The sequence below is a fragment of the Pseudomonas sp. GL_117 genome (assembly GCF_057835125.1).
The window spans coordinates 3,101,737-3,125,901 of sequence record NZ_CM174418.1; the positions used below are offsets into that span (position 1 = coordinate 3,101,737).

At 61.0% G+C, this 24,165-nt stretch carries 20 protein-coding genes and 1 pseudogene; 16 read left to right on the forward strand and 5 right to left on the reverse strand.

What is annotated here, in order from left to right; all coding sequences use genetic code 11:
* Nucleotides 1–732: 732 nt before the first annotated feature.
* The 3 genes and pseudogenes from AC3ISR_RS13840 to AC3ISR_RS13850 all read right to left on the reverse strand — a co-directional run.
* The gene (locus AC3ISR_RS13840) at nt 733–1,191 is read right to left on the reverse strand and encodes an Hsp20 family protein (protein WP_192300074.1); all 459 of its coding nucleotides are present in this window, start codon (nt 1,189–1,191) and stop codon (nt 733–735) included.
* Between the two features lie 273 nt (nt 1,192–1,464).
* A complete protein-coding gene (locus AC3ISR_RS13845; protein WP_370694914.1) occupies nt 1,465–2,328 on the reverse strand; it encodes a methyl-accepting chemotaxis protein in 864 nt (287 codons plus the stop codon).
* Nucleotides 2,323–3,078: pseudogene (locus tag AC3ISR_RS13850) on the reverse strand (MCP four helix bundle domain-containing protein); the annotation flags it as partial. The pseudogene AC3ISR_RS13850 and the gene AC3ISR_RS13845, both read right to left, overlap by 6 nt.
* A gap of 140 nt (nt 3,079–3,218) precedes the next feature.
* Here AC3ISR_RS13850 and AC3ISR_RS13855 point away from each other — a divergent pair.
* Nucleotides 3,219–4,427, forward strand: a complete 1,209-nt coding sequence (locus AC3ISR_RS13855) for a multidrug effflux MFS transporter (protein ID WP_463983736.1) — start codon at nt 3,219–3,221, stop codon at nt 4,425–4,427.
* A 16-nt stretch (nt 4,428–4,443) separates the two neighbouring features.
* Here AC3ISR_RS13855 and AC3ISR_RS13860 read toward each other — a convergent pair whose 3' ends face one another.
* The gene (locus AC3ISR_RS13860) at nt 4,444–5,358 is read right to left on the reverse strand and encodes a site-specific integrase (protein ID WP_463983737.1); all 915 of its coding nucleotides are present in this window, start codon (nt 5,356–5,358) and stop codon (nt 4,444–4,446) included.
* Nucleotides 5,359–5,466: 108 nt separating this feature from the next.
* Nucleotides 5,467–6,273, reverse strand: a complete 807-nt coding sequence (locus tag AC3ISR_RS13865; RefSeq protein ID WP_463983738.1) for a M949_RS01915 family surface polysaccharide biosynthesis protein — start codon at nt 6,271–6,273, stop codon at nt 5,467–5,469.
* Between the two features lie 444 nt (nt 6,274–6,717).
* Here AC3ISR_RS13865 and arnC point away from each other — a divergent pair, with 444 nt between their 5' ends.
* The 15 genes from arnC to AC3ISR_RS13940 all read left to right on the forward strand — a co-directional run bounded on the left by arnC (nt 6,718) and on the right by AC3ISR_RS13940 (nt 24,068).
* Complete coding sequence (arnC, locus tag AC3ISR_RS13870) at nt 6,718–7,755, forward strand: undecaprenyl-phosphate 4-deoxy-4-formamido-L-arabinose transferase (RefSeq protein WP_192300069.1); 1,038 nt, start codon at nt 6,718–6,720, stop codon at nt 7,753–7,755.
* Nucleotides 7,752–9,743, forward strand: coding sequence for a bifunctional UDP-4-amino-4-deoxy-L-arabinose formyltransferase/UDP-glucuronic acid oxidase ArnA (gene arnA / locus AC3ISR_RS13875; RefSeq protein ID WP_463983739.1), 1,992 nt, complete (start codon nt 7,752–7,754; stop codon nt 9,741–9,743). The genes arnC and arnA overlap by 4 nt, the downstream gene beginning before the upstream one ends.
* Nucleotides 9,743–10,627, forward strand: coding sequence for a 4-deoxy-4-formamido-L-arabinose-phosphoundecaprenol deformylase (arnD, locus tag AC3ISR_RS13880; RefSeq protein WP_192300067.1), 885 nt, complete (start codon nt 9,743–9,745; stop codon nt 10,625–10,627). The genes arnA and arnD overlap by 1 nt, the downstream gene beginning before the upstream one ends.
* Nucleotides 10,624–12,279, forward strand: coding sequence for a lipid IV(A) 4-amino-4-deoxy-L-arabinosyltransferase (gene arnT, locus AC3ISR_RS13885; protein ID WP_463983740.1), 1,656 nt, complete (start codon nt 10,624–10,626; stop codon nt 12,277–12,279). Before arnD ends, arnT begins: the two co-directional genes overlap by 4 nt.
* The gene (arnE, locus tag AC3ISR_RS13890) at nt 12,276–12,623 is read left to right on the forward strand and encodes a 4-amino-4-deoxy-L-arabinose-phosphoundecaprenol flippase subunit ArnE (protein WP_192300065.1); all 348 of its coding nucleotides are present in this window, start codon (nt 12,276–12,278) and stop codon (nt 12,621–12,623) included. The genes arnT and arnE overlap by 4 nt, the downstream gene beginning before the upstream one ends.
* Nucleotides 12,620–13,021 carry a 4-amino-4-deoxy-L-arabinose-phosphoundecaprenol flippase subunit ArnF gene (gene arnF, locus AC3ISR_RS13895; protein WP_463983741.1) on the forward strand — a complete coding sequence of 134 codons (402 nt, stop codon included), beginning with the start codon at nt 12,620–12,622 and terminating at the stop codon, nt 13,019–13,021. Before arnE ends, arnF begins: the two co-directional genes overlap by 4 nt.
* On the forward strand, nt 13,018–14,397 hold the full coding sequence (locus tag AC3ISR_RS13900; RefSeq protein WP_226456785.1) for a UDP-glucose dehydrogenase family protein: 1,380 nt from the start codon (nt 13,018–13,020) through the stop codon (nt 14,395–14,397). The genes arnF and AC3ISR_RS13900 overlap by 4 nt, the downstream gene beginning before the upstream one ends.
* A 3-nt stretch (nt 14,398–14,400) precedes the next feature.
* Complete coding sequence (locus AC3ISR_RS13905; protein ID WP_463983742.1) at nt 14,401–16,023, forward strand: ArnT family glycosyltransferase; 1,623 nt, start codon at nt 14,401–14,403, stop codon at nt 16,021–16,023.
* Between the two features lie 211 nt (nt 16,024–16,234).
* Nucleotides 16,235–16,477: a type VI secretion system contractile sheath small subunit gene (locus AC3ISR_RS13910; RefSeq protein ID WP_463983743.1), complete on the forward strand. Its 243-nt coding sequence runs from the start codon at nt 16,235–16,237 to the stop codon at nt 16,475–16,477.
* Between the two features lie 170 nt (nt 16,478–16,647).
* Nucleotides 16,648–17,358 carry an HPP family protein gene (locus AC3ISR_RS13915; protein WP_192300061.1) on the forward strand — a complete coding sequence of 237 codons (711 nt, stop codon included), beginning with the start codon at nt 16,648–16,650 and terminating at the stop codon, nt 17,356–17,358.
* 245 nt (nt 17,359–17,603) lie between these two features.
* Complete coding sequence (locus AC3ISR_RS13920; protein ID WP_463983744.1) at nt 17,604–19,223, forward strand: acyl-CoA dehydrogenase family protein; 1,620 nt, start codon at nt 17,604–17,606, stop codon at nt 19,221–19,223.
* A gap of 1 nt (nt 19,224) precedes the next feature.
* Nucleotides 19,225–20,829, forward strand: coding sequence for a cytochrome P450 (locus AC3ISR_RS13925; protein WP_463983745.1), 1,605 nt, complete (start codon nt 19,225–19,227; stop codon nt 20,827–20,829).
* Nucleotides 20,814–21,683 carry an alpha/beta hydrolase gene (locus AC3ISR_RS13930; protein WP_463983746.1) on the forward strand — a complete coding sequence of 290 codons (870 nt, stop codon included), beginning with the start codon at nt 20,814–20,816 and terminating at the stop codon, nt 21,681–21,683. Before AC3ISR_RS13925 ends, AC3ISR_RS13930 begins: the two co-directional genes overlap by 16 nt.
* A 126-nt stretch (nt 21,684–21,809) precedes the next feature.
* Nucleotides 21,810–22,913: an enoyl-CoA hydratase/isomerase family protein gene (locus AC3ISR_RS13935; RefSeq protein WP_463983747.1), complete on the forward strand. Its 1,104-nt coding sequence runs from the start codon at nt 21,810–21,812 to the stop codon at nt 22,911–22,913.
* A 3-nt stretch (nt 22,914–22,916) separates the two neighbouring features.
* Nucleotides 22,917–24,068, forward strand: a complete 1,152-nt coding sequence (locus AC3ISR_RS13940) for an acyl-CoA dehydrogenase family protein (protein ID WP_226456791.1) — start codon at nt 22,917–22,919, stop codon at nt 24,066–24,068.
* The last annotated feature ends 97 nt before the right edge of the window (nt 24,069–24,165 follow it).

The following is a 24,165-nucleotide window of genomic DNA, read 5'->3' on the forward strand; positions in this document are numbered from 1 at the left end:
GATAAAATCTAAGGTCTTTCCATTTGTTAGTAATTATCGGAAGCTGGGTGTGTCTAGGAAGTAAAAGATTGGTCTCGAGTTTGAGAGGAAGGAAAGAAACGTATCTGTATGAGCGCTGAAGGAAAAAGTCGGTGCGGTGTGAGCTACGACATCAGCGCAGGATGTGCAGCCCAAAGCTTGGAAGCAAGTTGTTGGTCTTGTGTAAAACGCGTTAGTTCTAACGATTACTTCGTGTTCCAGACCAAAAATTGCTTCCGAGTACTCCAGACATTTCCTGAAGAGCAGGCCGCGTGAGATCCCGAATGAAGATACACAGCGAGGGAACGCCGCGGCCCATCAGAGTCTCTTTATTTCGCGATTGCCTCACCATCTCATTCACAGCTTATGAACATGTGATACGCAGTACACGATTTAACATAATATACATTATGCGTAATACCATACACACCCAACAGGGGCGTTACAGGCCAGATTGCAAATCTCAAACCAAGGGTCACTCCCTGGCCAATGGCAATCCTCTCAACCCTCAACCCTCAACTCTTCTCGCTTCAAGGACTGTGTGTAGTAGTCAACTAATCCCGGACACGACGTTAAGTTTTTTCTCGGCCTGAGCCGCGGCCAGCCCATCGTTGAACTGGTGCGGTCGAATCCAGTTGTACCGATGCATCAGGTAATAACTGATGTAGTGATACTCAAAAAAAAGGCGCTCCGAAGAGCGCCTCATTGTTCACCTTACTGCTCACTGACCGGCTTAGAGTCAGTAGACTCAGCTCCTCCGATCATGATGCGCTTAGGCTTCGCCTCCTCCGGTACAACTCGGAGCAAGTCAATATTCAGCAAGCCGTTGGCGAGCTTCGCGCCCTGCACCTCAATGTGATCCATCAAGCGGAACGACAGCCGGAACGCCCGCTGAGCGATACCTTGATGCAGGTAGGTGACATCTTCGTTGCTTTCTCGCTTATCACCAGCGACCGTCAAAACGCCTTTTTCAACCTGGATGTCTAAATCCGCCTCAGCAAGGCCTGCCACCGCGATGACAATTCGATAATGGTCATCGCCGTGCTTTTCGACGTTGTGGGGAGGATAGGAAGTTCCGGCCTCACTGCGAAGCGCCGATTCGAAAAGGTCATTGAAACGGTCAAAGCCGACCGAATGGCGGAAAAGTGGGGCCAACGAAAGAGTAGTAGCCATTGCTAAATCTCCTGAGTTTTCTCCAAGTGATTTGAGACGTGACCCTCATTCGGCATCACGTAAAACCCTAGGTAGGAACAGAAGACAAAAATTCAAGGGCGTTCGGAAAAATTTCCCTGCGCAATGATCTTTATTTGTAATTTCGTGGCCTTTCAACGACATAGCAATGTTTGGGGCTCGGCGCTACTGACAAAAAGGCGCCCTGACCCGCCTGGCACTATTCAAATAATATATAACTAAACTAAATAGTCATTTAGTTTAGTTATAACCAACCTACAATCTGAAACGATCCACCGACTGCGAAAGCTCCCCCGCCAACGATGACAATTCATCCGTCGTCGACGCAGTCGTGGCAATCACTCGGCTATTACTCTCCGACATGCCCGCAATCATCTCCACTTGATGGGCGATTTCATTGCTGGCCAGGCTTTGTTCGCCGATGGTGCGGGAGATGTCGTTGACCAGCTCCGTGGTGCTCAACGTGGCCTGCAAAATCTCGCGGATGGCCCGTTCGACTTCCGCCGTCACCGCCATGCCTTTATCCACCTGTGCAACGCCCTCCTCCATGCTGGTCACTGCTTCCCGGGTGTTTTGCTGGATGCGTGCGACCATGCTGGCAATTTCCTGGGTGGACGTGCTGGTGCGGCCTGCCAGGCTGCGCACTTCATCGGCGACCACCGCGAAACCCCGTCCCTGTTCGCCGGCGCGGGCTGCTTCGATCGCGGCATTCAACGCCAGCAGGTTGGTTTGGTCGGCGATGCCCTTGATCACTTGGATAATGCTGAAAATCGCCTCGGACTCCTTATCCAGCGTACGGATAACCTGGGCCGATTGCTGCGCCGAGCGGGCGATGCCGTCCATGTCACTGACGACTTGATGAATCACCCGGCCGCCGTCCTTGGCCAGGGACTCGGCCTGATGCGCCATATTCAACGCTCGACCGGCGTGCCGGGTGATTTCCTCGATGCTGGCGGTCATTTCACTCGCCGCTGCCGCCATGGTGCTGGCCGCCGCGCTTTGTTGCTGGCTGCTGCCGGCCACTTCATGGCAGCCGTGGCTGAGTTTTTCACTCATGCCGTTGACGCCATGGGCGTTGCTGCGCACCACTTCGATCATGCCGCGCAAGTCGCGCTGCATGGTGGCGAGGCTGCGGATCAATGTGCTGGCTTCATCCTTGCGCGCCGGTTCGACAATCGGCTCGCTCAAGTTGCCTCGGGCGATGCTGGCGGCAATGCGGCTGGCGGCCTGCAGCGGCCCCATAATGCTCAACATGACCCAGCGGCCTTGCGCCAACAGCAACAACAGGCTGGCAATCAGCACGGCGCCCAAGGTCAAGTTGGCGTTGCTGATCGTCTGCCGCGTGCCGACGCTGGTTTGTTGGGTGCTGGATTCGATCAGTTCGCTCAGGCCTGCCATTTGCTCTTCAAGCTGAGTGAAGGCGCTATTAAAGGTGCCCAGTTGCTCGCGTGCCGCTTCCGGATTGGCCAGGGCCAGGGTGACGATGCGCTCGCCGGCACCGATATAGGTGTCGAGGCTGGGTTTGATTTTTTCCAAGCTGGCCCTGAGTGAATCATCCAGCGGCAGCTTGAGGTTGTCCGCCAGGACCTGGCGAAAGTGCTCGGCGTGTTCCTTCAGCGAGCTGTTGACCTCGGCCTCGGTACTGGTGCTTTTGCCCAACCCCACCAACATCGCCGACAACACGTCCGCCCGCAGCGCGTCGTGCATCATATCGGCCTCCATATGATTGCGCAGCACCGTCATGCTCTGCTCATTGTCCTGCACGGCGCTGCTCATCCGGCTGTTACCCACGTAGCTGGCCAGGCTCATGATCAAGGCGGTAATCAAGCCTGTCGCAATCAACAGCATCAAGCGTAGTTTAATCGTCATGCTGGTATCCCCTTGCCTGGCCGCCAATTGGGCTTCGCCTGAACTGTTATCGGCATCAATTGCTTGTTATTGAAGCCTAAGTTTGCGGATTTGCGCGGATACCTTAAGCTGGCCGCCCTTTGCTTGGCCTGGAATAGCCCATGTCTCGAAGTATTGCTCGCCTCGCCCTGCTCCTGGGCTTGATCACCGCCGTCGGCCCGTTCGCCATCGACAGCTACCTGCCCGCGCTCCCCACCCTCGGCGCCAGCCTGCACGCCTCGCCGGCTGCGGTGCAGATGAGCCTGACCGTGTTCTTCATGATCATCGGCGTGTGCCAGCTGTTCTATGGGCCGATCAGTGATGTATTCGGGCGCAAACCGCCGATTTACGCCGGGCTGGTGATTTTTGCGGTGGGCAGTGTCGGTTGTGCGCTGGCCCCGAGCATTGAAGTGCTGATCGGCTTTCGTGCGTTGCAGGCGTTTGGCGCCTGTGCAGGGATGGTGATTCCCCGGGCGATTGTGCGCGATCTGTACACCGGCCACGAAGCCGCACGCCTGATGGCCTTGCTGATGCTGGTGATGAGTGTTTCGCCGATTCTTGCGCCGCTGGCCGGCAGCGTAGTGATTTCGATCTGGAGTTGGCGCGAAGTGTTTGCACTGCTCGCCGCGGTAGCCGTGGCGTGCCTGGTGATGACGGTCGTGCAGTTGCCCGAAACCCATCCCGCCGAACGGCGCCTGGGCAAAAACCTGGGCAACGCGTTTGGCAGTTACGGGGCGCTGCTGCGTGATCCGCTCTTCACCGGGCTTTCGGTCGTCAGCGGTTTCGGCCTGGCCACGTTCTTTGTATTCATCGGCAGCGCGCCGTTCGTGTATATCGAATACTTCGGCCTGACCCCCACCCAATTCAGCCTGTGTTTTGCGCTGAATGCGGCGTCGTTCTTTGCCATGAGCCAACTGACCGCACGCCTCAGTGCGCGCTTTGGCCTCGCATCGGTGATTCGTTGGTCAGTGGTGGCAGTGGCAAGCGTATTGGGCACGCTGGCCGTGACCACGCTGTGGATCGATAGCCTGCCGTTGATGATGACGCTACTGTTCATCGGTTTCGGTTTTCTCGGCCTGTTGTTGCCGGCGGCGGGCGTTTTGTCCCTGGAGGACCACGGCGCGGTGGCGGGTTCTGCCTCTGCACTGCTGGGGGCGATTCAGATGATCACTGCAGCGGTGTCCATGACCGTGGTCGGCGTGTTTGCTGACCATACGCCGGCGCCAATGTTGATCGGCATTGCACTGTGTGCCGTCGCGGCGCTGCTGGTGACCCTGTGGACGTTACGCCGTTTGCCCGCTCACTTGAGCAGTGCCCCACCCTCCTCCTGATCCCGGGCAAGGCCCATCACAAATCAAACCGATCCACCGCCCGGCGCCGCTCGTTGTCCTCGCGCGCGTCATAGCTGGCGGTGGTCTGGATATTGGTGTGGTGCGCCAGTTTCTGCGCAATCGACAGGTCATGCTCCTCGATCACCCGCGTGATAAATGAGCGGCGGAAATCATGGGGCATGATCTTCACGCCGACTTGCTCACCGCGCTGGCGGGCGATGTAGTAGATCGCGTGCTTGGTGATGCGTTCGCGGGTGATGTGGCTGCCCCGGCGGATGCGGTTGAACAGGAACGTATCGTCGCTCTCGCCTTCTTTAAGCTGTTCACGCCGAAAATCCAGCCACGCCTGCAATTTGGCAAAAGCCCAGGCCGGCGCGTACTTGATCAGTTCCTTGTTGCCCTTGCCGATCACCCGCAGGCTGCGTTCTTCGAAGTTGATCTGCGCCAGGTCGAGGTTGACCGACTCCGACTTGCGCATGCCCGAACCGTACAAAATCCCGATCAGCGCCGCATCGCGCAGCCCTTGGGGGCGTGGGTCGGCGGCGCAGACGTCCATCATCTCGCGGATCAGCGTGCGCCGCAGGTTGCGGCCCTGGCTCAGGCGCGTACCCGGCGTGGCCTTGACCGTGCGCATGCGCAACAGGTGTTCCTGGCTGATCAGGCTGAGGCGCCAGGCTTCATTCATCACGCCGCGCACTGCGTTCACGTACAGCGAAGAGGTGTTCGGCGCATAGCCGTCCTCGCGCAAGGCGGCGACCAGGGCGATCACATGTTCAGGTTGCAACAGGTGCCAGTCGATGTCTTCGAGGTTGATGTCCTCGAAACCCAGGCGGTCGGCGGCGTCCTGCAGCACGTAGCGCATGGTCAGTTGGCTGGAGGGGGCCAGGCGGGTGAGGTAGAGGGTCAGAGGATTGCGAATGGACTCAGTCAAAATAGATCAGCCTTTGGATTAAATACCTCGAACAAGCCATTGTTTAATCGAGGTATTTAGTGAATTGGCGAGGGCCGAGTCTAACCCAGCAACGGCCCTCGCACAAAGTCACGGCGCGACGTCGTCACCCTCGACAGAATCTTGCGGCTGGGTCTGGGTTTGGGTCTGGTTCCATTCGGTGTCCTGTTTCTGCATCAGGGCAAACCAGTGTTGGCGCATGAAGGTCAGGTACGCCTCGGGGGCCTTGGCGAAGTCTTTTTCTTCGCTGTAGCAACCCGGCAGCGGCAATTCGGTGCCCTGCTCCTTGTACTGGCTGACCAGCGCCTGCTGGGCGGCCACACTGCAATCCTTGGGCAGCGGCATGCCGCGCAGTGCGCCGGCCTCCTCGTCCCACCAACTGGCGCCATAGCGGTCGACGCCGCGCAGGCGGTATTTCTGGGATTTGCCCACGTGCATGATCAGTTTGAATTCGTTGGGGCTCACGTCACTGGTGCAGGTACGCGAATAACCCACGGTGGCCTGGGTGATGCCATCACCGGACAGGTCGGTGACCTTGGTGGCATCCCGGTCGAAGCGCAGCGCCGCGTCGAATTCGCAATGCTGCACATCGTCGTAGAGCATCCACACGCGCTTGGGCCGGTTGCCATCGAGCAAATATTGCGCGGCATAGACAAATGCCGATTGGGTGCCATCGTCGTCGCGCTCGCTGAGTTGCTCGGCGAGTACCAGCAGGTTTTTGCCCTGGCGATCGTCCCATGTGTACGCGGCGATCTGCTTGCCGCGCACTTCGACTCCATCCGGCAGTTGCTCAATGCTGGTCAGCGCTACCCCAGCATCGGCCCGCACCGTCGTGACACACGCCACGGTCATCAACAACCCCATCAACACTGGCCGTAAAAGCTGCACGCTATTCATCCGATTACCCTGGCAAGAGAGCGCTTACTTTACCGGCACTTGGGGGGTATTGCAGAGAAGATTGTTGAATAAAATCGGTTACGGGCCCCTGCACACGAGCGCTTGGCGCGGTGTGTGGATCTTCTAGCTGAACACGGGCTGTCTACCTGTCAAATAAACGAGTTTTTCATATGCCTTTCATATTCGTTGCACATTTTTGCGCTTAATCTTGGCTTCAGGACTTGAGAGCGAACCGCGACTTCCCCGACTAACCTGTTGATTACGCTTTACCTTTGCGTTTTATGAGCTTTACTTTAACCGCCTCCATGGAAGACCCCACGCCGTCTCAGGAAAGTCGAATGAATACGCCACTCCACCTTGTGTCAAGTCAGGCACGGCGCTGCCCGCCACTGATGACTGCTGTTTTCACGTTCCAAGTTGCTCTAGCCCCGAGGTCATGAATCTTTGAAACCCTACCCTATTCATTGTGTGTCGATCGTTATCCCGGTCTACAACGAACAAGAGAGCCTGCCTGAGTTGCTGCGTCGCACGACCGCTGCGTGCAAGCAACTGGCTTACGAATACGAAATCATCCTGGTGGATGACGGTAGCCGCGACAAATCCGCCCAAATGCTTGAAGACGCAGCCGCCGAAGATGGCAGCAACGTGGTTGCGGTAATCCTCAATCGCAACTACGGCCAGCACGCGGCGATCATGGCCGGTTTCGAGCAGTGCCGGGGCGAGGTGGTGATCACCCTCGACGCCGACCTGCAAAACCCGCCTGAAGAGATCCCGCGCCTGGTGGAGCAAGCCGCCCTGGGTTACGACGTGGTTGCCACCGTGCGCAACAATCGCCAGGACTCGGCCTTCCGCCGCTGGCCGTCGCGCCTGATCAACCTCGCGGTACAGCGCTCTACCGGCGTGGCCATGAGCGACTACGGCTGCATGCTGCGCGCCTACCGCCGCACGATTGTCGACGCCATGCTCGCCTGCCGTGAACGCAGCACCTTTATCCCGATCCTGGCCAACGGCTTTGCCCGGCACACCACGGAAATCCTGGTGCACCACGCCGAGCGTGAACACGGCGAATCCAAATACAGCGCCATGCGCCTGATCAGCCTGATGTTCGACCTGCTGACCTGCATGACCACCACCCCGCTGCGCCTGCTGTCGATCGTCGGTTTCAGCCTGGCCGGCCTCGGCCTGCTGTTCGCCCTCGCGTTGATCGTGCTGCGCCTGGCCTTCGGCGCCCAATGGGCCGGCGATGGCATGTTCGTATTGTTCGCGGTGCTGTTCATGTTCACCGGTGGCCAGTTCATCGGCATGGGGCTCTTGGGTGAATACCTGGGCCGCATGTACAGCGATGTGCGCGCCCGCCCACGCTTCTTTATCGAAAAAGTGCTGCGCAACACCCCGGCAGCACCGGCCCCCGTCGTCGTCGTTGACGGCCTGGTGTCCTCCCATACCACTTCTACTTCTCCTTCCGATCAGGTTTCGTCATGAATTCAAAAGCCGTTGTCTTCGCATACCACGATATTGGCTGTGCAGGTATTGAAGCCCTGCTGACTGCCGGCTACGACATTGCGGCGGTGTTCACCCACGCCGATGATCCCAAGGAAAACAATTTCTACGGTTCCGTCGCCCAACTCTGCGCCCGCAACGGCATCCCGGTACACGCACCGGAAGACGCCAACCACCCGTTGTGGATCGAGCGCATCGCCAAGCTGAACCCGGAGTACATCTTCTCCTTCTATTACCGCAACCTGCTGAGCGAGCCGCTGTTGGCCACTGCCAGCAAAGGCGCGTTCAACCTGCACGGCTCGCTGCTGCCGAAATACCGTGGCCGCGCACCGGCCAACTGGGTCCTGGTCAACGGCGAAACCGAAACCGGCGTGACCCTGCACCGCATGGTCAAGCGTGCCGATGCCGGCGCAATCCTGGCCCAGCAAAAAGTGCTCATCGAGCGCACCGACACCGGCCTGAGCCTGCACGCCAAACTGCGTGATGCCGCCACCAACCTGCTGCGCGACGCCCTGCCGCAACTGGCCGCCGGCAAACTGAGCGAAACCGCCCAGGACGAAAGCCAGGCCAGCTACTTCGGCCGCCGCACCGCCGCCGATGGCAAGCTGGACTGGAAAAAACCCGCTGAACAACTGTTCAACCTGGTCCGTGCCGTGACCCAACCTTACCCAGGCGCCTTCTGCGCCGTGGGCGAGCACAAGCTGATCGTGTGGCAAGCCGAGGTGGTCAAGGGCAATGAAGGCCTCGCCCCAGGTCGCGTGATCAGCGTCAACCCGCTGCGCATCGCCTGCGGTGAAGACTCCCTGGTGGTCAAGTTCGGCCAGCGCAACGAGAACGGCCTGTACCTGGCCGGCCCATCCCTGGCCGACGAACTAGGCCTGGTCGATGGCTCTGTTCTGCGCGGCGCCGAGTCCGGCCGCAAGCCGCGTCGTACCCGGGTACTGATCCTGGGTGTGAACGGTTTCATCGGTAACCACCTGTCCGAGCGCCTGCTGCGTGACGATCGCTACGAGATCTACGGCCTGGACATCGGCTCCGACGCCATCGAGCGCCTGCGCAGCCACCCGAACTTCCACTATGTGGAAGGCGACATCAGCATCCACACCGAGTGGATCGAGTACCACATCAAGAAATGCGACGTGGTCCTGCCGCTGGTGGCCATCGCCACCCCAATCGAATACACCCGCAACCCGCTGCGCGTGTTTGAACTGGACTTCGAGGAAAACCTCAAGCTGGTGCGCTACTGCGTCAAGTACAACAAGCGCGTGATCTTCCCGTCGACCTCCGAGGTCTACGGCATGTGCCAGGACCAGTACTTCGACGAAGACACCTCCAACCTGGTGGTCGGCCCGGTCAACAAGCAACGCTGGATCTACTCGGTCTCCAAGCAATTGCTGGACCGCGTGATCTGGGCCTACGGCGACAAGGGCCTGAAATTCACCCTGTTCCGTCCATTCAACTGGATGGGCCCACGCCTCGACCGCCTGGACTCGGCCCGTATCGGCAGCTCCCGCGCCATCACCCAGTTGATCCTCAACCTGGTGGAAGGCACGCCAATCCGTCTGTTTGACGGTGGCGAGCAGAAACGCTGCTTCACTGACATCGCCGACGGCATCGAAGCACTGGCACGCATCATCGACAACGACAACGGCGTGTGCGACGGCCAGGTGATCAACATCGGCAACCCGGAAAACGAAGCCAGCATCCGTCAACTGGGCGAAGAGCTGCTGCGCCAGTTCGAAGCCCACCCACTGCGCGGCAACTTCCCGCCGTTCGCCGGTTTCCGCGACGTGGAAAGCAAGGCGTTCTACGGCACTGGCTACCAGGACGTGGCGCACCGCAAGCCAAGCATCGAAAACGCCAAGCGCCTGCTGAACTGGGAGCCAACCGTTGAGATGAGCGAAACCATCGGCAACACCCTGGACTTCTTCCTCAAGGAAGCCATGCTCGAAATCGCGGACAAGCGCTGATGCAGGCAGGTCTTCGCATTGACGTCGACACCTACCGTGGCACCCGTGAAGGTGTGCCGCGGTTGCTCGAATCCCTGGATGAAGCGGGAGTGAAGGCGACGTTCTTCTTCAGCGTTGGGCCGGACAACATGGGGCGCCACTTGTGGCGCCTGATCCGCCCGCAGTTCCTGTGGAAAATGCTGCGTTCCAATGCGGTCGGCTTGTATGGCCTGGACATCTTGCTGGCCGGCACCGCCTGGCCGGGCAAGCCGATTGGCCGCGACCTGGGGCATTTGATGCGCCAGGCCAAGGCCGCCGGGCATGAAGTCGGCCTGCACGCCTGGGATCACCACGGCTGGCAGGCCAATACCGGGCGCTGGAGCGAGGCGCAGTTGGTGGAGCAGATCCGCCGGGGCGTCGACACCCTCAGCGACATCCTCGGGGAGCGCATCGACTGTTCCGCCGCCGCCGGTTGGCGCGCCGATGAACGTGTGGTGCAAGCCAAGCAAGGTTTCAACTTTCGCTACAACAGCGATTGCCGGGGCACCAGCCTGTTCAGGCCGACACTGGCCGATGGCAGCGCGGGCACTCCACAAATTCCGGTAGACCTGCCGACCTTCGACGAAGTCGTCGGGCCGGTGGTGGCTGCCAAGGATTTCAATGGGTTCATCCTTGACCGCTTTGCCGAGTCGAAGCTGAACGTCTACACGATCCACGCAGAAGTAGAAGGGATTCTGATGGCCAACGATTTTCGCCAATTGCTCGCCCAGGCAGGGCAGCGCGGCATCGACTTCAAACCCTTGGGCGATTTGTTGCCTGCGGACCTGACCACCCTGCCCCAGCAACAGCTGGTGCGCGGCGCCTTGCCCGGCCGTGAGGGTTGGCTCGGAGTGCAGCAGGCATGATCCGGCGTCTGGCATTGCCTCTGTTGCTGTTGGCCTTTGGTGTGTTCTACCTGTTGCCACTGGCTACCCATGGCCTGTGGATCCCGGACGAAACCCGCTACGCCCAGATCAGCCAGGAAATGCTGCTGACCGGCAAGTGGGCATCGCCGCACTTCATGGGCATCCGCTACTTTGAAAAACCGGCGGCGGGCTACTGGATGATCGCGCTGGGCCAGGCGATCTTCGGGCAGAACCTGTTCGGCGTGCGTTTCGCCTCGGCGTTGAGCACCGGCCTGAGCATCCTGCTGGTGTACCTGGTGTCGCGCCGGCTGTGGAATGATCCGCAGAAAAGCCTGGTCAGCACCGTGCTGTACATGAGTTTTGTCAGCGTCGCGGCCCTCGGCGGTTATGCCAACCTCGATCCGCAGTTCACCTTCTGGGTCAACCTGACCGGCGTGGCCTTGTGGTACTGCTTCGACAGCACCACGCGCAATGGCCGCTTGGCCTCCTGGGCGTTGTTGGGTTTGGCCTGTGGCATGGGCTTCATGACCAAGGGCTTCCTGGCCTGGCTGCTACCCGTGCTGATCGCCCTGCCCTATGCCATCTGGCAGAAACGTTTGCGTGAACTGCTGGGCTACGGCCTGGTGGCCGTGGTGGTGGCGATTGTGGTCAGCCTGCCATGGGCGTTGGCGGTGCACCTGCAAGAGCCTGACTACTGGAACTTCTTCTTCTGGCACGAGCATATCCAACGCTTTGCCGGTGACGATGCCCAGCATGCCGAGCCGTTCTGGTACTACTTGCCGCTGCTGGTGGCGTTCTCGCTGCCGTGGGTTGCGCTGCTGCCATCCACCCTGAAACAGGCTTGGTTGCAAAAGCGCCTGCCGAAAACCGCGTTCCTGCTGTTGTGGCTACTGATGCCTCTGGCGTTCTTCAGCCTGGCCAAGGGCAAGCTGCCTTCCTACATCATGCCGTGCCTGTTGCCGCTGGCCTTGTTGATGGGCTCGACCCTGGCCGACAAACTCGCCGAGGGCCGCGGCCGCGCTCTGCGCATCAACGGTTGGTTGAACCTGGTGGTGGGCATCGTCGCGTTGCTGGCACTCACGTGGTTTCAATTGAAGAAGCCGGTGTACGAGCCGGGCCAGGAAACCCTCAGCCTGGTGCTGGTGTTCGTGTTCCTGTTCGGCTGGATCATTGCCAATCTGTTGCAGGCAGCGCGCCCGCTGAAACTGTGGGCCGCACCGGTGCTCGGCAGTTGGTTGCTGGTGGCACTGGTGCCCGCCGCACTGCCCCATTCGGTGGTCTACAACAAGACCCCCGACCAATTCATCATCGATCACCTGCAAGCCCTGCGGCCGGCCACGGCACTCCTGAGCAATGACCTGGGTGCGGCATCGGCCCTGTCCTGGCGCCTGGCGCGGCCGGACGTGACGCTCTACAACACCGTCGGCGAAGTCAAATACGGCCTCACCTACCCGGATGCGACTCATCACAAGGTCGACACCACGCAGGTCCAGGCATGGATGAGCGCTGCGCGCAAACAAGGTCCGGTCGGCGTGGTGATGCGCGTTAAAGGTGACGACGAAATCGCCGAAGTTGCACTGCTGCCAGACGACGGCCAGCGCTTTGAACAAGGCAACATCGTGATTCTGATCTTCCCACAGGTTGCTCCATGATCACCCTGCTTCTGTTACTGACCGCCTGCCTGCTCACGTGCATGGGCCAGGTCTCGCAAAAATTCGCCGTGGAAAGCTGGCGCGACCTGCCGGACGGTTGGGCGCTGAAACTACGCTCGCCGTGGCTGTGGGCCGCATTGGTGTGTCTGGGTCTGGGCCTGCTGGTGTGGTTGCTGGTGTTGCAGCGCCTGGAAGTCGGTATCGCCTACCCGATGCTCAGCCTGAACTTTGTGCTGGTCACGCTGGTGGCACGTTTTGTCTTTCATGAACCCATCGATGGCCGCCATTGGTTCGGCGTGGCGCTGGTGATTGCTGGTGTTGTGTTGCTGGGGCGTCAGGTATGAGCCGCGTGCGTGGTTTTGCCCTGGCCTTGGCCAGCGTCGGCCTGGTCAGCGCGGCCCAGTTGGGCATGCGCTGGAGCATGACGCGCCTGCCGCTGCCCCACGAATGGCTGAGTACGCCGATCGATCTCGGTGCCCTGGGCGTGGTGATCCTGGCGATCTTCGCCTATGCGCTGTCGATGCTCTGCTGGCTCGGCGCGCTCAAGCACCTGCCCCTGGGCCGTGCCTATTCATTGCTGAGCATCAGCTACGCCCTGGTGTACCTGCTGGCGGCCAGCCTGCCGGGGTTCAACGAACATTTTTCGCTTTCAAAAACCCTGGGGGTGGCGCTGGTCATCCTCGGAGTTCTGGTTATCAACTCCCACCGTGCTAGCCCCGCAAGCTCCAGGAATGCCCCATGAAAATCAGTGTATTTGGTAGTGGTTACGTCGGTCTGGTGCAGGCCACCGTATTGGCCGAAGTCGGTCACGATGTCATCTGCATGGACGTCGACAAGAACAAGGTCGAGTCGCTGCAAAAGGGCCATGTGACCATCTTTGAGCCGGGGCTGGCGGCGATGGTCAAGGAAAACCTGGAAAGCGGGCGGCTGCACTTTACCCATGACGAAAAACTCGCGGTCGAACACGGCGAAGTGTTGTTTATCGCCGTGGGTACGCCCTCGGACGAAGACGGCTCGGCGGATTTGAAATACGTGCTGTCGGTGGGCGATGCCGTGGCCCGTCACCGTGTCGACCCAGTGATCCTGGTGGAAAAATCCACTGTGCCCGTCGGCACCGGCGACACCCTGCGTGCGCACATTGAGAAAGCCCTGCACCTCGCTGGCCGGCACCTGGAGTTCGATATTGTCTCCAACCCGGAATTCCTCAAGGAAGGCTCGGCAGTGGCCGACTGCCGCCGCCCGGACCGCATCGTCATCGGCTGCGAGCGCGAAGAAGTGCGCGAGGTCATGCGCGACCTGTATGCGCCGTTCAACCGCAACCATGACCGCATCATCTTCATGGACCTGCGCAGCGCCGAGCTGACCAAGTACGCCGCCAACTGCATGCTGGCCACCAAGATCAGCTTTATCAACCAGATCGCCGAACTGGCCGAACACCTGGGGGCCGACATCGAAGCCGTGCGCCTGGGCATCGGCGCCGACTCGCGCATCGGCTACCACTTCATCTACCCGGGCTGCGGCTACGGCGGTTCGTGCTTCCCCAAAGACATGCGCGCCCTGATCCACAGCGCCAAGGAAGCCAATTGCTCCAGCGACCTGTTGGAAGCCGTGGAAGCGATCAACCAGCGCCAGAAGAGCAAGCTGTTCGAACGCGTCAATGCATTCTTCAAAGGCAACCTCAAGGGCAAGACCTTTGCCATCTGGGGCCTGGCGTTCAAACCCAACACCGACGACATGCGGGACGCGCCCAGCCGTGTGCTGATGGAAGCCCTGTGGGCCGCCGGTGCCAACGTGCGTGCATTCGACCCGGAAGCCATGCAGGAAACCCAGCGCATCTACGGCGACGACCCGCGCTTGATGCTGATGGGCACACCGGAGTCCACCCTCAGCGGCGCCGACGCGTTGATCGTCTGCACCGAATGGCAGCAATTCAAGGCGCCGGACTTTGATTTGATCCTCCAGCGCCTGAAAACCCCGGTGATCTTCGACGGCCGTAACCTCTACGACAGCGAGCGCCTTGCGCGCAAAGGCTTCCAATACTTCCCGATCGGCCGTGGCGACTCCTGCCAATTGCCTATTCCCCAGCAACAGTGGGTGCCGCAGGTTGTGGAAGCCTGATACGTGAACAAAGCCCAACCGCCCTTGATGAGTGCCCTGATCCGCCGACAGTCCCTGGTGCTTGGGCTGTTGGCGCTGCTGTTGTTTATCGCCGGCAACTGGCACCAGGCGATCATCGGGTTTGACTCGCGCTTCGTGCTATTTGCCCAGGAAATGCTGCGCCATGGGCCGAGCTTTTTCCCGACGACCTATGGCCAGCCGTACGCCGATTACCTGGCCACCTCGACGTTGTTGACCTGGCTGTTGTCCCTGCCCTTGGGCCAGGTCACCAGCTTTACCGCGTGGTTGCCGACGGCCATCGCCTCGGCGTTGATTGTGATCCTGGTGTACCGCCTTACGGCGCCCTACTCCACACGCTGGGGCCTGTTGAGCGTGGCGATGTTGGCGCTCAGCAGCACCTTCATCAGCGAAACCCGCGCCGTGTCCCTGGACCAGATGCTCGCCGCCGTGGCCCTGGCGGTGTTCTACCTGGGCTACGCCCACGATCACTTCGGCGCGGGCAAACGCCTGCACCTTGTGTATCTGTTGCTGATTGTCGGTTTTTCGATCCGCGGGCCGATTGGCCTGGTGATCCCCACGGGCGTGCTGTGCAGTTACTACCTGCTCAACCGCCAATGGCGCCAGTTGTTCAGCTTCGGCCCATTGGCCCTGGCATTGCTGGTGGCGTGCGTCGGCCTGCTGTTGCTGTTGGCCAAGCTCAGTGGCGGCGAAGTATTCATGCAGGACGTGATCCGCATGCAGTTCCTGGGGCGCATGGACGGCAGCGAAGGCTCCAGCGGCGTGCTGTATTACTTCACCAGTTCCATGGGCAATTACGCCCTGGCCTACCCGGTGGCGCTGCTGGTGCTGCTGGCGGTGGCCGTCGGCGGCAAACGCACACCGGACCCGGCGTTGCGACTGGTGCTGTATTGCGCGGCGGCGGGTTTGCTGGTGATGCTCGGTCTGTCGATTCCCCAGGCGAAAAAAGCCCGTTATGTGCTGCCGATGTTGCCGATGGCGGCGATCATTGCGGCGTACCCGTTCCAGGTCACCCAAGGGCGTTTGTTTGCGCTGTTGCGCAGCCTGATGCAGGGCCTCTGGACTGTGTTGCCGGCGCTGCTGGTGGTCGGTTTGGTAGTGGTACGCCGCCGTTACCCGGATGCTGTCGGCAACCTGGGCGTGATGTTTGGCGTGCTCGGTGCGCTTCAGGTCCTGGCGCTGCTGGCGTGGTTGAAGCCGCACCTGCGCACAGGCGGTCCGGCACTGGCCGCGGTATTGGCGTTATGGACAACCTACATCGTGGTGGTCGAACCGCTGGAACGCAGCCTGTACGACACGCGTACCTTCAGCCTGGCGGTCAAGGCGCGGATTTCCCAGGACCCGGCACCTGTGGTGCTGCACGGGCTGGGGAAAGACGCCAAGGCAATCAAGCTGATGGTCAACCTCGATTGCGACCGGGTGCCGCTGTTCACCCAGTCGAGCAGCGACCTCACACCTTTACAGGCTCCGGCGTGGCTGGTGATGAGTGCGGCGGATTTTGAAGGTTTGCAAGAGCCACGCTTGCGCGCACTCACGCCGACCGTCAGCGGCGAATTCGACAAGAACCCCTACGTGCTGCTGCACCTGAGCAAACCCCTACAACCGTGATCCTGCCGGCTTCGGCCGGTATTCCCGCGAAAGCTCCTACGCAGCTATGCGTAAAGGCTGGTGCCGTTTCCCTTTCCCGCTCCTGAATTCAAAATGTAAACTCGCTTGCCAGTTACGGTAACTATTTACTACCCCTTGGTTGAAGGGGACAGGACAAGGACGTTGTAACCCGCGACCTACATCGCCGTTACATCCATGAAAGGACTCTGCCGTGCCCACTGAATCATTCCCCGATACCCCCTCAACGCCTGCGCGTGAGCAGGTCCATGTCAGCTATGTGCCGATGCCGAGCCTGGACCGGCTGATGGGCCTGCGTGATGCCCTCGTCGCGCTGAAAGGTCCGCTGTCCAACGACCCCAGGGTGCGCGAGAGCCTGCAACGCCGGCTGTTAAGCGAAGAGCATTCCAAACGCATACTCGGCAGCGCGAGCGCGCAACCGTCGGTTCACCCCTAGCGCTTGAATTCAGTTTTTTTGCATTTAACCTGCATTAATCTGCATTGGCGTGCGGCAATCCAGGTCGGCACACTATGTACGTTCCTTCCCCCAATGTTGGAACTTTCCAAAGGCTTAACCGGAATGCCCGGCAGGCCTTTTTTTTTGCCCGCTGTTTCAGGACCTTTTTAATGCTCGCTCGCTGGTTACCCACTGCCATCAATACCCGTCCCGCCGAATGGAGTCGTGCCGCCATCGGCATGGCCTTGGGCACGCTGCTCAGTGTGTGGGTGTGCGGCCAAGTATTCGGTATGGACGTCGCCCTGCATTTGCTCGGCCCCCTGGGCGCGTCGGCGGTCTTGCTGTTTGCAGTGTCGTCCGGCGCGCTGGCGCAACCGTGGTCAATCATCGGCAGTTACCTGTGCGCCGGGGTGGTCGCCTTGTTGGTCGCGCGGGTACTGGGCCGCACGTTGGGCAGTGCCTGCCTGGCGGCGGGCATGACCGTCATCCTGATCTGCTGGCTGCGCTGCCTGCATCCACCGGCCGGCGGGCTGGCGATGACCCTGGTGCTGGCGGACCCGGCATCCATCGCCCTTGGCTGGCAGGAACTGGCCCCGGTCATGCTCGGCGCCGCAGCGCTGCTCGCCTGCGCACTGGCCTACAACAATGCCACCCGCATGCGTTACCCCAAGGGGCAAGTGGCACCACCTGCTGCAGTGCTGGGCAACACACCCGTGGTGACCGACCCGGCAATCACCGCTGCCGACCTCAAGCTGGCCCTGGCGGAAATGGAGCAGTTCTACGATGTGCAGCCGACCGAGCTGGAACAACTGATCCACGCGGCGGAAGGCCATGCGCGGCGCCGTAGCATTGGCGATGTGCTCGCCAGTCGCGTGGCCTGAGCGGCGTCGTTCGCGCGACGAGCGGCGTATTGCACCTGACCTGGCAGCGGCTAGAGTCATTACAGCACTTGAAGTTGTCTGCTGTTCACCACGCTGTCTGGGCACCGCTGTACCAGTAACGAAGACAAGGACTACCTGGCTTTGGGACGGTATAACGCGAGCCCCGACGTGTGCCTGTCGCCATCTTCCCGCCGGTTCTCCTGTTCAGGTGTATCGAAAGATCCACTCGGAACAGGAGACAATCCATGGGCGTTACCCTGCAAACTCTGTTGCGCTCGCCGCTGTTCGAGCCGCGTCTGCGCCATCGGCTGACCCTCAAGGCCTACATGGACCTGACGATCCAGCGCATGCACGCGATTTTTGCCGGGCAAATCGTCAGCAATGAACAGTGGCTGGGGCAAGCGCAGCAATCGGAGTTCTCCAGGCTCTGCGAGTGGATGGGCTACTTCGGCGCCTTCGACTATGCGCTGCACTCATCGCTGGTCGATCACATGATTGCCGTCGATGCACTCCTGAACCACGCCAGCCCGACGCAAATCGCGCACTACCGCGACGAAGCGATCGGCATGCACAAGGTCTACTCCTTTGGCTGCACTGAGGTCGGTGGCGGTTCCGACGTGCGCAATACGCAGACGACCGTGACCTACCACCGGCAAACCCATCGCCTAATACTCGATTCCCCCTCCCCCGAGGCCTGTAAATGCTGGATTGGCAACGCGCTGTATGCGGCCCAGGTAGTGATGGTGCTCGGGCGCCTGATCGTCGATGACGAGGATCAAGGCCTCCACTGGTTCCGTGTGGTGATCCGCCAGCGTGAAAATGGCCGCCTGCGCAAGGGCGTGAAGATCATGGCCTGCGACCCCAAGGGCGGCATTCACGCCAATCAAGTCGCGGCGATCCGGTTCTGCCAGTTGGAACTGTCGGTAGACGCGCTGTTGCAACGCCACGCACATTTCAACGACGAGGGGACGTTCGTCAGCGATTTGCCGCGAGATCGACGCTTTATCGCGGCGCTGAAAACCTTTCTGCAGGAGCGTGTGCTGTTTCTTACCGGGATTCGCCAAAATGCGGGGCTTGCGGCGCACCTGAGTTACCGTTTCGCCTGCCACCGTCAACTCCACCGTGACGGCGGCACCGTGGCGCTGCTGAGCCAGCCGTTGTTTCGCCAGCGTCTCTATGCGGTCCAACTCAAGGCACTCGCGTTGCGCCTGCTGGAGCAGGCGGTAATCCGGCGTTTCGAGGCGCACTGGGCGCAGGTGCCGCGACGTCAGGAACTGCACGTGCTGGCCGCGCTGAGCAAGGCCGTAGGCGCATGGATGGGCCTTGACGTGATTCGTCTCTGCCGCGAACTGTGCGGGTCCCAGGGCTTTCATCAGTTCAACCAGATCGCCACACAAGTCATCGACTGCGAGGTTGGCTGCACCTTCGCCGGGGACAGCACGATGATGGCGTATCAGGTGATCAAGGATGCGTTGGCGCGCCCGCGGTTTATTCTCGATGCCCCCACTAACCTTGGCCAGCAAGTCGAGGCAACCCTCGTCGCGCGGTGCGCCACGGACGCAACGTTCACCCACGAACAGGCGTTGGGCCTGGCATACGCCAGGGCCTTGGACCTGGTGATTGAAGAAGCCGAGGCCCAGCATCTGCTGGACAGCCCGACACTCGACGACCTGATCAATAGTTTCGCCGCGCCGCTGCACCCCTGGGCGATGTTCAGCCGCGAAGGGCTTGCCCGGCATGCCACCCAGGCACAGGTCGAAATGCTGGCAGCCTGGCTTAAACCGCCCCAGTGCTTGATCAGCGCATATATCGACGCGCCGGATTACGCCCGGCAATTCACCCATAAACTCTACGAGGAGCAGTGACATGGCCCTCCCGGATTTCTCCAACCCTGCGACCATTGGCGAGCCTTACGAGGCCTTTGCCTACCTGCGCCATCACCATCCACTGTACTGGTGCGCACACCACAAGGCCTGGTTTTTGACACGGTTTGACGACGTTTCCGCCGCGTTGACCGATACACGACGCTTTTCGTCCAACCGCATGCGTGCATTGGTCAACGCACAGCTGCCCGCCAAGCAGCGTGCAGCGCTGGAGCCCTTTATCGAAAAGGCCTCGCGGTGGATGTATTCCCAGGACGGCAAGGACCATGAGCGCGGGCGCAAAGTGCTGGCCAAGGCCTTCACGCCCCGGGCCATTGATGCGCTGGCGGGCGACATAGAGCGCATCGTTGACCACCTGCTGACGCAACTGGGCCCGCAGCCCGAGTTGATGAGCAAGCTGTTCAACAAGGTCCCGGCGCTGATCCTGGCGCAGATGTTTGGCATTGCGGCCGAGGACGCGCTGAAAATCCGGCATTGGACGGATGCCATTATCGTGTTCATGGTGGGCAGCACCGACCCCGCGTTTGGGCCGCGCGAGGCGTTGCAGGCCATGGAGCAGATGTACGCCTTCTTCTCCCGGCTCGTCGAAGCGCGTCGCCTGGCGCCGGGAGACGACCTGGTCGGCCAGGCTATTGCCAGCGGCGACCAGCTTGCAATGAGCCACGAGGACCTGTTGGCGCAGCTGGCGTTTGTGCTGGTCGCGGCGACGACGACCAGCGCGGACCAACTCGGCATCATCTTGTTCTATCTGCTTACCCATCCCGCCAGCCTGGCCGAAGTCAGGGCCGACCCGAGGCTGCTCCCCGGCGCTATCGAAGAAGCCTTGCGCATCTGCCCGGCGGGTCAGCTCAGCCATCGCGTGGCAACGCAGGACGTCACCTTGCATGGTCAGACCATCCACACAGGTGACGTGGTGTTCCTGATCCGGGCAGCGGCCAATCGCGATCCCCGCCACTTCAGCGACCCCGACCAGTTCGACATCCATCGCCAGCAGCAGGATCACTTGGCGTTTGGCCGTGGGCCGCATTTCTGCATGGGTTCGATGCTGTTCAAGCTGGAGGCGAAGATTGTCTTCACCCGCTTGCTGGCACGGTTTGCGCACATTGGCCTGCTTGAGCAAGCACCACCGACATGGCGTACCAACAGTTTGCAGTTCCGGGGCCTGAGCCAGATCCAGGTGCGCCTGGCCCCTGCGGCCAGCGAGATTACCCGCTGTTTCTCCGCCGCGCCGTGGGAACAAAAAGCCGGGTATTGCCGCGCACTGCGGGCCGGCAACCTGGTCATCACCAGCGGTACGGTGGCGTTTGACGACCACGGCAACCCCTACGCGCCCGGCGATGCCTACCATCAGACCCGGCGCTGCCTGGAGATCATCGAAACCGCCCTCAAGCAATTGGAAGTGGACAGGACCCTCGTGGTCGCCACGCGCATGTACACCACCGACATGCGCCTCTGGCCGCACATTGCCAGGGCGCATCAGGAGTTCTTTCAGGCTTGCCCGCCGACCACCCTGTTGCTGGAGGTCAAGGCGCTGATTGCGCCCGCCTACGTGATTGAAATCGAGGCACAGGCATGGACCGGCCACTGATCACCCCCGAGAGCATGCGCGCGGCGGTACGTGCCGCGGTGGTCATGTCGGTCCGGGACCTTGACGTTCCAGGCCCGCACCGCGCGGTCCGGGTGCGCGTCTATCGGCCGGCGAGCCCGACGCCTGCGCCTGCATTGCTGTATTTCCACGGCGGTGGTTGGGTCGCGGGGGACCTGGACACCCACGACAGCTTCTGCCGGGTCCTGTGCGAGTGGGCCGGTTGTGCGGTGGTGGCCACGGACTACGCCAGGCCGCCTGAGCAGCGCTTCCCGGCCGCTGTCGAGGATTGTTACGGCGTCACGCAGTGGTTGGCGCGCCAAGGCCCGTCGATGGGCATCGACGTCAATCGGATCGCGGTCGCCGGTGGCGGATCAGGCGCAGGCCTGGCGGCGGTGATCTGCCAGCTTGCCCGCGACCAGGGCGGCCCCTCGATCGGCTTCCAGTTGCTGCTCTACCCCCTGCTCGACTGCCTGGCCCGCAACCGTTCGCGAGCGGCGTATGCCTCGGGATATGGGCTGACAGCCGAACTGCTGCGCTGGTATCTGAGCCTGTATGTGCCCGAGGGAGTGTCACTCGCGCACCCGTGGTTGTCACCCGCACGACATGCTTCATTGCGTAACCTGCCCGATGCGTTGATCGTGACGGCCGGTTGCGATCTGCTGCGCGATGAGGGGCGCGCCTATGCACGCCACCTGAAAAAAGCCGGTGCGGCGGTGCGCCACGTTAACTACCCTGACATGCAGCACGGGTTTATCAATTACCCGGCCCAGCACGCCGCGGCGCGCAAAGCCATACAGCTGTGCGTTGAGGCTCTGGCCGGATATTTTCAGGCGCAGCCCGCAGGCCGTGCGTGAGCCTGCATAAATGCAACAACGACCTGCATGATTCCACGTTGTACTGGGCAAATTTGCACTGGTAGGATCGCGAGAAGGTTCGCCCGCGAACATCTTGATAAAGACAATAAAAGCAGGGAGTTAGAGATGACTGCTCAGGTTTCATCGCAAGCCAGCCACGCAGCAATTCATCCGCAAGACGTACTGGTCGAAGTCCGCAACCATATCGGCCACCTCACCCTCAACCGCCCCGCCGGGTTGAATGCCATCACCCTGGATATGGTCCGTAGCCTGACCCACCAGTTGCACGCCTGGGCGGATGACCCCGCAGTCTACGCCGTGGTCCTGCGCGGAGCGGGTGACAAAGCCTTCTGCGCCGGCGGTGACATCCGTTCCCTGTATGACAGCTTCAAGCAAGGCGATACCTTGCACGAAGACTTCTTCGTCGAGGAATACGCCCTCGACCTCGCTATTCACCACTACCGTAAACCGGTCCTCGCGCTGATGGACGGCTTTGTCCTGGGCGGCGGCATGGGCCTGGTGCAAGGCGCCGACCTGCGCGTGGTCACCGAGCGCAGCCGCCTGGCGATGCCGGAAGTGGCCATCGGTTACTTCCCGGACGTTGGCGGCAGCTACTTCCTGCCACGCATTCCCGGCGAGCTGGGGATTTACCTGGGGGTCACCGGTGTGCAGATTCGTGCCGCCGATGCGTTGTACTGTGGTTTGGCGGACTGGTACCTGGACAGTGCCAGGCTGACCGAGCTGGATCACAAGCTCGATCACCTGCAGTGGCACGAGTCGGCCCTCAAGGATCTGCAAGGCGTACTGGCCAAGCTCGGCGTACAGCAATTGCCCGACGCCCCGCTGGCACGCTTGCGCCCGGCCATCGACCACTTCTTCGCCTTGCCGGACGTCCCGAGCATCGTCGAACAACTGCAGCAAGTCACCGTAGCCGATAGCCATGAGTGGGCGCTGGCCACCGTCGGTATGATGCAAACCCGTTCGCCACTGGCCATGGCCGTGACCCTCGAGATGTTGCGCCGTGGCCGGCGCCTGCCGCTGGAGCAATGCTTCGCCCTGGAGCTGCACCTGGACCGGCAATGGTTTGAGCGCGGCGACCTGATTGAAGGCGTGCGTGCGTTGATCATCGATAAAGACAAGGCCCCACGCTGGAACCCGCCGACGCTTCAGGCATTGGACGCCAGCCACGTCGATAGCTTCTTCCAACACTTCAAGCAGGTTGCGAGATAAGTCATGCAAGACATTGAATACACAGAAGAACAAGTGATGATTCGCGACATGGCTCGCGATTTCGCCCGGGGTGAAATCGCCCCCCATGCCCAGGCCTGGGAAAAAGCCGGCTGGATTGACGATGCACTGGTCGCCAAGATGGGTGAGCTGGGCCTGTTGGGCATGGTGGTCCCCGAGGAATGGGGGGGCACCTATGTGGATTACGTGGCTTACGCCCTGGCTGTCGAAGAGATTTCCGCCGGTGACGGCGCCACTGGCGCACTGATGAGTATCCATAATTCAGTGGGTTGCGGGCCGATCCTCAACTACGGCACAGCTGAACAGAAACAAACCTGGCTGGCCGACCTCGCCAGCGGCCAGGCGATTGGTTGCTTCTGCCTGACCGAGCCCCAAGCCGGCTCCGAAGCACATAACCTGCGCACCCGTGCCGAACTGCGTGACGATCAGTGGGTAATCAGTGGTGCCAAGCAATTCGTCAGCAACGGCAAGCGCGCCAAGCTGGCCATCGTGTTTGCCGTGACCGATCCCGACCTCGGCAAAAAGGGCATCTCGGCGTTCCTGGTCCCCACCGATACCCCCGGTTTTGTGGTCGACCGCACTGAACACAAGATGGGCATTCGTGCCTCGGACACCTGCGCCGTCACCCTGAACCAATGCACGGTGCCTGCGGCCAACCTGCTGGGCGAGCGCGGCAAAGGCCTGGCCATCGCCCTGTCCAACCTCGAAGGTGGCCGCATCGGCATCGCCGCCCAGGCCCTGGGCATCGCCCGCGCGGCGTTTGAAGCGGCGCTGGCTTATGCCCGGGATCGTGTGCAGTTCGACAAGGCGATCATCGAGCACCAGAGCGTGGCCAACCTGCTGGCGGATATGCAAACCCGCCTGAATGCCGCGCGCCTGCTGATCCTGCACGCCGCACGGTTGCGCAGTGCCGGCAAGCCATGCCTGTCCGAAGCGTCCCAGGCCAAGCTGTTTGCTTCGGAAATGGCGGAGAAAGTCTGCTCGTCAGCGATGCAGATCCATGGTGGGTATGGGTATCTGGAGGATTACCCGGTGGAGCGTTACTACCGGGATGCGCGGATCACGCAGATTTACGAGGGGACCAGCGAGATCCAGCGGATGGTGATTGCCCGTGAACTCAGGCACTACCAACTCTGACTGACACACTGCAAAACAGTGTGGGAGCGGGCTTGCTCGCGAATGCGGTGTGTCAGTCACAGGTATTTCAACTGATCCACCGCTTTCGCGAGCAAGC